The following is a 9,500-nucleotide window of genomic DNA, read 5'->3' on the forward strand; positions in this document are numbered from 1 at the left end:
CGACGGTTAAGCCAGCGCCCTCTCAGCCCTTCACCAGATCGCCCAGAAGGCTCGCGGCCAGAGTCAGCTTGGAGAGGCTGAGGCCGGACTGGGCGATGTCGCGCACCGTGCGGCGCATGCGCTCCACCTCCTCGCGGCGGCGGGCCACATAGGCCTCCACCGCGGCCTCGCCGGAGACGCCCTCCGCCAGCATCGCCTCGGTGATGCGGCGCAGGAAGGTCTCCAGCTGGGCCAGCGAGCGGTCCAGCGCCAGCCGGTCATAATAGTCCGGCGCCATGATGCCGCGGGACTGGGCGAGCAGATCGTCGATGGCGAAATAGCGCCCGGCGGCGAAGAAGGTGCTGGCGGCACTGGGGATGGCCTTGCCGGTGGTCTCGGCAATCAGCGCGATGTCTGAGGCCGCCGCCAGCGCCGGCATGGAGGCGATGCGGCGCGCCAGCTCTTCGGGCACACGCTGGGCCACGAGATCCGCCACCCGTCCGGCGCGGTCCTTGCGCCAGATTTCCGGCAGGCTCTCGTCCAGGGCGGCGGCGACCGCCGCGACCCCGCTGCGATAGCGCTCCACCACGCCGGCGATGCCGTCGGCGAACGAGACGTTGCCGAGGAACCAGATGGTCCGCCCCACCATCAGGTCCTGCACCGCCGCGTAAAGCTGGAGCTGGACGTGCCCGTCCACCTTGTTGTCCAGGGCGTCGATGGCGGCGGTCAGTTCCGGCAGGTGGTAGCTGTCGCGCACCGCCGCGAAGGCGCGGGCGATGGAGGCGGCATCGCCACCCGTCTGGTCCGAGATGCGGGCCATGGCGGAGGGGCCGCCCTGGTTGACGATGGCGTTGGCGAGGCCCGTCGCGATGATCTCGCGATGGAGGCGGTGGGTCTCGATGGCGTGGGGATAACCGTCCTGCAATTCCTGCGGGAAATAATGCACCAGTTCGCCGGAGAGATAGGCGTCGTCCGGCACGCTGGAGCCGATGAGATCGTCCTTCAGGGCGAGCTTGGCATAGGCGAGGAGCACGGCCAGTTCGGGCCGGGTGAGGTGTTCGCCGCGTGAGCGGCGGTCGGCAATCTCGGCATCGGAGGGCAGGAACTCCACCGCGCGGTCCAGCTCGCCGCGCGCCTCCAGCATCTGCATCAGGCGCTGCTGGAAGGCGAGGTCGTCCGCGCCCTTCAGCTCGGCGAGGGAGAGAGCAAGGGTCTGGGCATAGTTGTTGACGAGGACGAGGCGGGCCACCTCGTCGGTCATCTGCTTCAGCAGCGCCGCCCGGTCCGGCACGGTGAGGTCGCCCATCTCCAACGGCTTGGCGAGGGCGATCTTGATGTTCACTTCCACGTCGGAGGTGTTCACGCCGGCGGAATTGTCGATGGCGTCGGTGTTCAGCCGCACGCCCTTGCGGGCCGCCTCGATGCGCCCGCGCTGGGTCATGCCGAGGTTGGCACCCTCGCCGATGACCTTGGCGTTGAGATCGGCGGCGGCGATGCGCACTGCGTCATTGGCGCGGTCGCCGGCCTGGGCGTCGGTCTCGCTGGAGGCGCGCACATAGGTGCCGATGCCGCCGAAGAACAGGAGGTCCACCGGCGCCTTGAGGATGGCGTTGATGAGCTCCGCCGGGGTGGCGCTGGCCTTCGGGAAGCGCAGCAGCGCCCGCACCTCCTCGGAGAGGTCGATGCTTTTGGCGCTGCGGGGGAAGATGCCGCCGCCCTTGGAGATGAGGGAAGCGTCATAGTCCGCCCAGGAGGAGCGGGGCAGGTCGAACAGGCGCCGGCGCTCGGCGAAAGAGCGGGCCGGGTCTGGATCGGGATCGAGGAAGATGTGGCGGTGGTCGAAGGCCGCCACCAGCTTCAGTGCCGAGGACAAGAGCATGCCGTTGCCGAACACGTCGCCGGACATGTCGCCGACGCCCGCCACGGTGACGGGCGTCGTCTGGATGTCGATGTCCATTTCCCGGAAGTGGCGCTTCACCGCCTCCCAGGCGCCGCGGGCGGTGATGCCCATGGCCTTGTGGTCGTAGCCCACCGACCCACCCGAGGCGAACGCGTCGTCCAGCCAGAAGCCGTGCCGGGCGGAAATGGCGTTGGCGGTGTCGGAGAAGGTGGCCGTGCCCTTGTCTGCGGCGACGACGAGATAGGGGTCGTCCCCGTCGAGCCGCACCGTGTCGGCCGGGGGCACCACGGCGCCGCCCTTCAGATTGTCGGTCAGGTCGAGGAGCGAGGAGACGAACACCTCATAGGCCGCCGTGCCCTCGGCGAACACCGCCTCGCGCGAGCCGCCAACGGGCAGGCGCTTCGGCACGAAGCCGCCCTTGGCGCCCACGGGCACGATGACGGCGTTCTTCACCTGCTGCGCCTTCACCAGGCCGAGGATCTCGGTGCGGAAATCCTGCGGCCGGTCCGACCAGCGCAGACCGCCGCGCGCCACCTTGCCGAAGCGCAGGTGGACGCCCTCCACGCGCGGCGAATAGACGAACACCTCATAGAGCGGGCGGGGCAGGGGCAGCCCCTCCACCCTGGCGCTCTCGAACTTGATGGCGATGGGCTCGCGCAGGCGGCCCTGCGCATCCTTCTGGTAGTAGGTGGTGCGCAGCGCCGCATCCACGAGATTCACGAAGCGGCGCAGGATGCGGTCTTCATCGAGGCTGGACACCTCGGCGAGGGCTTCATCGATGGCCTCGCGCAGCGGCGCCTCTCGGGCGGCACGGGCCTCGGGGGAGGTGTCCTGCGCCGGGTCGAAGCGGGCGTGGAACAGGCCGACGATGGCGCGGGCGAGTGTGCCGTGGCGGTTCAGCGTCTGCCAGATATAGTCCTGCGAGAAGGGGATGCCCGCCTGCCTGAGATAGCGGCCGAGCGCGCGCACCAGCGCCGCCTCGCGGAAGCTGAGGCCGGCGTCGAGCACCAGCGCGTTGTAGCCGTCATTCTCCGCCGCGCCGCGCAGCACGGCGTTGAGGCAGTCCTCCAGCCGGGTCGCGGAGCCTTCCACGGCGATGGAGCCCCCGTCCGCCCGCTCCAGCGACATGTCGTGGACCCAGCTCTTGGGACCGCCGGCGGGCTCGATGCGGAAGGTGCGCTCGTTGATGGCCTTGAGGCCCATGTTCTCCAGCATGGGCACCCGCGCCGCCAGCGGCAGAGGGGCGCCATAGGAGAGGAGGCGCAGCGCGATGCGCCGGTCGTCGTCACCGTCCCGGCGGTAGAAATCGAGGGCGACGGGACGCTCTTCGGAGAGGCGTTCGAGCAGTTCGATGTCGGCAAGCGCCGTCGGCACCCCATAGGCCGCGCGGTAGCCGGGATCGAACGCCTCCACGTAGCGGCGGGCGAGGCGGGTGGAATCGGCGGCGTCGATGCCGGGTACGTTCGCCACGGCGGCGGCGAGGCGGTCACGCCAGGTGAGGATGGCATCCGCCACCGCCCGTTCCAGCTCACCCTTGTCCACCTCCGGGATGCGCCCTTCGGTTCGGCCGATGTCGTAATGCACGCGCGTGAGCGGCAGGCCGGCGACGAACGCCTGCTCCAGGGACGTGACCGTCCCGCCGTAGGATTTTTCGAGGATGGCGCCCACCCGGTCGCGCACCTGCGCATCGAACCGCTCGCGCGGCAGGAAGGTGAGGACGGAGACGAAGCGGTCGAACCGGTCGGCCCGCGCCAGCACCTTCAGACGCGGCCGGTCGTAAAGGGAGAGGATTTCGCGGGCGTGGACGAGCAGCGTCGGCACGTCGATCTGGAACAGGTCGTCGCGCGGGTAGGTTTCCAGCACGGTCGACAGCGCGCGGGCGGAATGACTGTCCGGCTCCAGCCCGGCGCCGCGGATGACGGACTCCGCCTTGAGGCGCAGATAGGGAATCTCGCGCAAAGAGTGGGTGTAGGCAGTGGAGGCGAACAGGCCGATGAGCCGCACCTCGCCGATGAGCCGGCCCTTCTCGTCGTGGGCCTTGATGCCCACATAGTCCATCACATCCCGCCGATGCACCCGTGAGCGCAGGCTGGCCTTGGTGAAGAGGAGCGGGGTCGGGCCTTCGAGGAAGGCGCGGATTTCCGGCGTCGTCACCACGGGCGCATCGCCGAGGCGCAGTTCGTGGACGTCGGGATTGCGCAGGATGCCGAGGCCGCTGTTCTCCTCCGCCTTGAGCCCGTCCTCCGTCAGCTCGTAGTGGCGCAGGCCGAGGAAGATGAAATTGTCCTCGTTCAGCCACTCCAGAACGTCGGCGGCTTCCTCGCGGGCGTTGTCGTCGTAGGGCCGCTTCTCGCGCCTGTAGCCCTTGGCGAGGCTCTTTACCTGCTTGCGCATGGCCGAGAAGTCGAGATTGGCGGCGCGCACGTCGGCGAGCGTCCGCTCCAGCCCCACCTTGAGCTCCGCTGCCGCCGTCTCGTCGATGGCCGCCACATGGATGTGGATGAGGCTTTCGCGGTTCTCCTCCGACAGGCCGTGGGGGCCGGGGCTCTCAAGTCCGCGCACCGCGCCGTCGCTGTCCCGCTCCACATGCAGGATGGGGTGGGCGGCGAGCTTCACCACCAGGCCGCGGTCGGCGAGTTCGCCCGCGACCGAATCGAACAGGAAGGCCATGTCGTCGTTCACCGCCTCGATGACGGTGATGGCCGGGCCGGGGAGGGCGGGATTGAACACCCGCACGCTCGGCTGGCCCTTGGGGCGGCCGGCCACATGGGCCCAGGCCTCGCGCAGCAGGACGACGATGCAGGCCGCCGGGAGGGGCGCCAGGTCTTCCGGCGCCACGGCGGCGAGGAAGGTGTCGGTGAAGCCGGCCGGCAGGTGAGGCGCTTCGCGTTCGACCAGCGCCTTCACCGCGGCCAGTGCCGTCTCGTCGTGGAGCCCGTGCGCACCGGCTTGAAATCCCATGACGTTCATGGCCTTTCCTCACTGTGTGGCCGCCGGCTGGGGGTTCCCCGGCACGGCGAGCATGACGTTGTGGCCCGGAGCGGCGACGCTGGAATGACGAGGCGACCCAATGGCACCGAAAGTGAAGGCAGCAGGGGGCGTGGAAAAGGGCAAAAGCGCGACTGCCGCAAATAAAGGCAGGCCCGAAACTCAGGCGGCGGCGTCCGGCGGGAAGTCTTCGGCCAAGAAGTCCGTCCCGAACAAGGCCGTTTCTCCGGCCGAGCCTGCCCGTAAGCGCGACGATCTTCCCGCTGTTGCCCTCGCCATCCCGCCCGCCGAGCTGGACGCGCAGAATCGGGCCTATTTCGACAAGTGCGTGGAGAAGATCGGCTTCGTGCCGAATGTCCTTCAGGCCTATGCCCTCGACATGGCGAAGCTGAACGCCTTCGCCGGCATGTATAACGACCTGATGCTCGCCCCCTCCGGTCTGTCGAAGCTGGAGCGGGAGATGATCGCGGTGGTCGTGTCCAGCATCAACCGCTGCTATTACTGCCTCACGGCGCACGGCGCCGCGGTGCGGCAGCTGTCCGGAGATCCCATCCTCGGCGAGCAGATGGTGATGAACTATCGCGCCGCCCGGCTCGATCCGCGCCGCCGGGCCATGCTCGACTTCGCCGCCAAGCTCACCGAACGCCCCCATGAAGTTGAGGAGGAAGACCGGGCGGCGCTGCGCAAGGCCGGTTTCTCCGAGCGCGACATCTGGGACATCGGCGCCGTGGTCGGCTTCTTCAACATGTCCAACCGCATCGCCTCGGCGACGGACATGCGCCCGAACGAGGAATATCACGCCCAGGCGCGCACGCCGAAGGAGTGAGGATCGGCCCCAGGGCTCGCCCGCCGGACCTGGAAGATATACCCTTTTGGATATAGCTTTCAGGATCGGGAGGCCCGGCATGGGGTCGGCGCATCGGCTATTGATCTTTCTCGTGCTGGTCTCGCCCGCGCTTGCCGTTGCTCCGATGGCGGTGAGGGCGGAGACGGCCGGGGAGGATTGCGCCACGGCGGCATGGCCGCTCGCGTCCGCGCGCACCCGCCTCGCGGCACCGGTACGGACGGTTGAGGCGGGCGGACGCCTCTCATTGCCGCTGGCGGGCGCGGTGACGCTGGTCTTGTCGGATCGCGCATCCGTCGCCCTTCCGTTCCCACCGACACGGCAGGGGCGGGAAGCCTGGGCCGGGTTCGCGCGCCTCATCGTTCCCCCGCCCGGTGGCGACTACCAGATCACGGTGTCTGAGGGCGCGTGGCTCGACGTGTTCGCGGAGGGCAAGCCATTGGCGCCGTTCGCCTTCACCGGGGTCCATGCCTGTCCGGGCGTGCGCAAGAGCCTCCGCTTCCGGCTGCCCCCGGGCGAGGCCGTGCTGGTGGTGAGCGATGCCGTCGGTGCCAGTCTCGGACTGGTCATCGATGCAGTTGCGCCGTGAGCCGGCAACAACTTGGACTCAACTCGGGCGCGTATGGCTGTGGATTACCTCCTGCCGCTACGGCGCTCAGACAATAGTGGTAAGATCGAGCTAGACATTCGTCGGCGCCCCGGTCTATTGACGCAGCCGCGGCGGAGCATGATAGCTTGCGCCCCAAGATCAAGCGCACCGGCCAAGGTGCCAATTGTTGCGGAGGTCGGCTGGAGCGCGTCGCTTGCGATGTGCGGCCGGGGAACAGCGAGGGCGCCTTACGATCATGGACAGCGTCTCAGACGTGCCCTACATCGTTGAAGCTTCAGGTCTTACGAAGGAATTCAAGGGGTTCGCTGCGGTCAAGAACGTTGACCTCAGGATCCGCCGCCACACCATTCACGCCCTGATCGGGCCGAACGGTGCCGGTAAGACCACGTGCTTCAACCTGATTACCAAATTTCTGGAGCCGACGCGCGGCACCATCAAGCTGAACGGCCGCGATATCACGCGCACGCCGCCGGCGGATGTAGCGCGGCTTGGCATGGTCCGTTCGTTCCAGATCTCGGCCACGTTCCCGCACCTCACCGTGCTTGAGAACGTCCGGATCGCGCTGCAGCGGCCCATCGGCAACTCATTCCACTTCTGGCAGTCGGAGAAGAGCCTCGACGCGCTCAATGACCGCGCCATGGAGCTGATCGCCGACGTGGACCTGACGCAGTACGCGAAGCATCTGGCGGTGGAATTGCCCTACGGCCGCAAGCGCGCGCTGGAGATCGCCACCACGCTGGCGCTTGAGCCGGAGATGCTGCTGCTGGACGAGCCCACCTCCGGCATGGGCCGCGAGGACATCGCCCGCACGGCCGATCTCATCAAGCGCGTCTCGGCCAACCGCACCATCCTCATGGTGGAGCACAACCTTTCGGTTGTGGCCAACCTTTCGGACCGGATCACCGTGCTGGCGCGCGGCGAGATCCTCACCGAGGGGCCCTATTCCGAAGTGTCGAAGAACCCGCAGGTGATCGAGGCCTACATGGGCACCGGTGGAGCGCATTGATGGCCGCGAACGGAACGCCCCTTCTCGAGGTGAAGGACCTGCACGGCCATTATGGCGAGAGCCATGTGCTGCACGGCATGACCTTCGACGTCCATCCGGGCGAGGTGGTGACGCTGCTCGGCCGCAACGGCGCGGGCAAGACCACCACAATGCGCGCCATCATGGGCCTCCTGCGCAAGCGCGCCGGCTCCATCCGCTATCAGGGCACTGAAACGGTTGGATTGCCGCCCAACAAGATCGCCCGGCTCGGCATCGCCATCTGCCCGGAGGAGCGGGGCATCTTCTCCTCTCTCTCCGTGCGCGAGAACCTGCTGCTGCCCCCCGTGGTGCTGCCCGGCGGCCTGACCGTCGACGAGGTTCACGAGCTGTTCCCGCGGCTCGAAGAGCGCCGCAACAGCCAGGGCACCAAGCTCTCGGGCGGCGAGCAGCAGATGCTGGCCATCGCCCGCATCCTGCGCACGGGGGCGAAGCTCCTGCTGCTCGACGAGCCCTCCGAGGGCCTTGCGCCGGTGATCGTGCAGCACATCGGCGAGATCATCCGGAACCTCAAGAAGAAGGGGTTCACGGTGCTGCTCGTGGAACAGAATTTCCACTTCGCCTCCACCGTCGCCGATCGCCACTACGTGGTGGAGCACGGCCGCGTGGTGGACATGGTGGAAAACGACAAGATCGCGGAAAACGCGGCTCGTCTCGAAGCATTTCTCGGCGTCTGACGCCGGGTTCCTGACAGCGAGAAAATCCGGTTCCAGCCGGAGGGAGGACACATCATGCGTCTTGCAGCCGTATTGCTGGCCGCCGCCAGCGTCGTCGTTGCCGCTGGCGCCGCCAAGGCCCAGGTTCCCGTCAAGATCGGCGTTCTCAACGACCAGTCCGGCCTCTATGCCGACCTCGGCGGCCAGGGCTCCGTCTGGGCCGCCAAGAAGGCGGTCGAGGACTTCGGCGCCGCCGCCAAGGGTCTCAAGGTGGACGTGATCTTCGCCGATCACCAGAACAAGGCCGACGTCGGCACCTCCATCGCCCGCCAGTGGTACGACGTGGACGGCGTGGACGTCATCCTGGATGTGCCCAATTCGGGCGTGGCGCTGGCGGTGAACACCGTCACCAAGGAAAAGAACAAGGTCTTCATCAATTCCGGCGCGGCCACCTCCGACCTCACCGGCAAGGCCTGCACGCCGAACACCGTCCACTGGACCTACGACACCTGGGCGCTGGCCAACGGCACCGGCAAGGCGATCGTGAAGACCGGTGGCGACACCTGGTTCTTCCTCACCGCCGATTACGCCTTCGGCCACGCGCTCGAGCGGGACACCTCCAAGGTGGTGGTGGACAATGGCGGCAAGGTGGTGGGCTCGGTGAAGGTGCCGCTCAACAATGCCGACTTCTCCTCCTTCCTGCTGCAGGCGCAGTCGTCGAAGGCGAAGATCGTCGGTCTCGCCAATGCCGGCGGCGACACCATCAACTCCATCAAGCAGGCGTCGGAATACGGCATCGTCGAGGGCGGTCAGAAGCTCGCCGGCCTGCTCATCTTCCTCACCGACGTGCATTCGCTCGGGCTGAAGACCGCCCAGGGCCTGACCCTGACCGAAGCGTGGTACTGGGACCAGACCGACGCCAACCGCAAGTTCGCCGACGCCTTCGCCGCGGCCAACGGCGGCAAGCGTCCGACCATGGTTCAGGCGGGCGTCTATGCCGGCACTCTGCACTATTTGAAGGCGGTGGAGGCCCTGAAGTCGGCCAAGGACGGCGCCGCCGTCGTGGCCAAGATGAAGGAAATCCCCACGGACGACCCGCTGTTCGGCAAGGGCGAGGTGCGGGTCGATGGCCGCACCATTCACCCCATGTATCTCTACGAGGTGAAGAAGCCCTCCGAATCCAAGGGTCCGTGGGACTACTACACCCTGAAGGCGACCATCCCCGCCAACGAGGCGTTCCGTCCGCTCTCCGAGAGCGACTGCCCGCTCGTCAAGAAGGGCTGATCCAGCATCCGGACCGGGCGGGTCCTCAGGGCCCGCCCGGTCATCCTTCGTGTCCGGTACCCTCAGTTCCGGTTGTCGCTTGCGGTTTCCGCCGTTTCCTCCTGACGAGACGGGTCTTCGATGTTCGAGCTTCTCGGCATTCCCCCCCAGGCCCTGTTCGGGCAATTGCTGCTGGGCCTGATTAACGGCGCGTTCTA

Annotated in this window: 6 protein-coding genes; 5 read left to right on the top strand and 1 reads right to left on the bottom strand. The window is 67.6% G+C overall.

Annotated elements, in window-relative coordinates; translation table 11 throughout:
- Positions 1 to 22: 22 nt before the first annotated feature.
- Complete coding sequence (locus ACT535_RS22770; protein WP_476366140.1) at positions 23 to 4,849, bottom strand: NAD-glutamate dehydrogenase; 4,827 nt, start codon at positions 4,847 to 4,849, stop codon at positions 23 to 25.
- A 295-nt stretch (positions 4,850 to 5,144) separates the two neighbouring features.
- Here ACT535_RS22770 and ACT535_RS22775 point away from each other — a divergent pair, with 295 nt between their 5' ends.
- The 5 genes from ACT535_RS22775 (at position 5,145) to ACT535_RS22795 (ending at position 9,303) form a co-directional block, all read left to right on the top strand.
- Entirely contained in the window at positions 5,145 to 5,693 is a 549-nt protein-coding gene (locus tag ACT535_RS22775; protein WP_476366148.1) for a peroxidase-related enzyme, read from the top strand.
- A 79-nt stretch (positions 5,694 to 5,772) separates the two neighbouring features.
- Complete coding sequence (locus ACT535_RS22780; RefSeq protein WP_476366141.1) at positions 5,773 to 6,300, top strand: hypothetical protein; 528 nt, start codon at positions 5,773 to 5,775, stop codon at positions 6,298 to 6,300.
- A 256-nt stretch (positions 6,301 to 6,556) separates the two neighbouring features.
- Entirely contained in the window at positions 6,557 to 7,327 is a 771-nt protein-coding gene (locus tag ACT535_RS22785) for an ABC transporter ATP-binding protein (protein WP_476366142.1), read from the top strand.
- A complete protein-coding gene (locus ACT535_RS22790) occupies positions 7,327 to 8,040 on the top strand; it encodes an ABC transporter ATP-binding protein (protein WP_476328546.1) in 714 nt (237 codons plus the stop codon). Before ACT535_RS22785 ends, ACT535_RS22790 begins: the two co-directional genes overlap by 1 nt.
- A gap of 54 nt (positions 8,041 to 8,094) precedes the next feature.
- Positions 8,095 to 9,303, top strand: a complete 1,209-nt coding sequence (locus tag ACT535_RS22795) for an ABC transporter substrate-binding protein (RefSeq protein ID WP_168462587.1) — start codon at positions 8,095 to 8,097, stop codon at positions 9,301 to 9,303.
- Positions 9,304 to 9,500 lie beyond the last annotated feature (197 nt).

This window comes from Xanthobacter sp. DMC12 (genome assembly GCF_056314105.1).